We start from the raw sequence: 1,733 nt of genomic DNA on the forward strand, positions 1-1,733 counted from the left end.
GCGTGGAACGGAGCTTCACGCTTGATTTTCTCAACGATGCTGATCGGTTCTTTCACGTCTACGTGAAAAGAGTTGACATAATAGTCGCGGTCTGTCACTCCGGGGATTTTTCCATATTTCCGACGATCCATTTTAGTGAAACGTCCCGAAAGTCCTTCGGCAGGAGTAGCCAGAACGGAGTAGTTCAGGTTATATTTCTCTTTATATTCGTTTACCACTTTATTCATTTCCATCACCGCTTCATACAGCGTGTCCCATGCTTTCTGGTTGTGGCCGTGACCTTGTCCGTAGAGAGCCACCATCGCGTTGTGTCCGCCGATAAATCCGATACCCAGCGTACCGCTGCGCAATGCATCACCCACCTGTTCATTCGGGTTCAGCTCACCGCCGCCTTTCCACACATTATTTCCCATCATGAACGGGAACTGACGTGCCAGAGCCGTACGCTGATACTGATAACGCTCGTAAAGCTGATCGGCTACAAGCACGGACATTTGGTGTACGGATTCGATGAAAATTTCTTTTGCTTTCTGTTCAATGGCATCCTTGTTGCGTTCATCCTCTATCAGGTTTTCCGCCTTGATGCGGGCTTCAATTGCCAGTCTCGGCATATTCAGCGTAGTGAATGAAAGATTGCCACGACCTAAAGAAGATTTTTCTCCTGCCACGTTTTCAAAGACACGGGTGCGACAACCCATCGTCGCCAATTCGTAGATGTAACGTTTCGGATCGTCCGCTCTCCATTTCTCGTTCTGATTGAAAGGTGCGTCGAGGAACATGAAGTTCGGGAACAATGCTTTCGCCGTAGTCTGGCAAGCCTTCAACAGCAAGTCGAAGTTGGGAGCCTCGTAACAGTCGGTCATTGCCTCTTCGATATTCTCCGCTTTCATTGCTTTCTCAAAGTCTTTCTCCGAATAAGAAACTCCGTCTTTGACCTTGAAAATCTGGATCGGGAATACAGGCACTTCGCCTCTTGTGCCCAATCCTTCAATGGTAGCTTTCAGCAATTCTTCGATCACCATGCGGCCTTCGGCAGAAGTGTCCGTACCGTAGTTGATGGAGCTGAATACCACCTGATTACCGCCACGTGAATGCATCGTGTTCAGGTTGTGGATAAATCCTTCCATGGCCTGATGGGTATCTTTGCGAGTCTGCTGATAAGCTTTCTCAACGATACGGGCAAGGTGTTCCTTATCTATAATAATCTGTAAAGCCACCAAAGCAATGCGCAATGTTTCGCGTTCGGCTTCAGTAGTCTTGATAGACGGAAGATATTCTTTAATCAATGTGCGGATGGATTTCTCATCGGCCTGATTTCCGTTTTCCATAGCGACATAGAAATTGATGAACGATGCCAGATGCTTGCGGAAAGATTTGGCCACACCTTTTGCCATGAAGAAATCGAAAGCAGGAATTGCCTGTCCGCCATGCTGCTCATTCTGATTCGTCTGGAAAATAATGGTAGCCAACGTAGCATAACTCTGGATGCTTTGCGGGGTACGGATACTACCGTTCTTGGTGCGAAAACCACGTTCAAAGAGGTCATCCATATCATATTGGATACAGGTCGTCGTCTTTGTCGGATAATAATCCAAGTCGTGAATGTGAATATCTCCCAACTGGTGCGCTTCGGCAAAACGTTTCGGCAACAGATATTTATACGTATAATCTTTGGTTACTTCGGAAGCGAACGTCATCATCTGTCCGGCAGGCGTGTGACTGCTCATGTTGGC

1 protein-coding gene is annotated in these 1,733 nt (G+C 47.4%); it reads right to left on the reverse strand.

The annotated features are described in order from the left end of the window. A partial coding sequence (locus ACT8YW_RS23185) for an anaerobic ribonucleoside triphosphate reductase (protein WP_444107274.1) occupies positions 1 to 1,733 on the reverse strand: 1,733 nt, incomplete at both ends.

Source organism: Bacteroides sp. (assembly GCF_052357945.1).
Classification (GTDB): Bacteria; Bacteroidota; Bacteroidia; order Bacteroidales; family Bacteroidaceae; genus Bacteroides.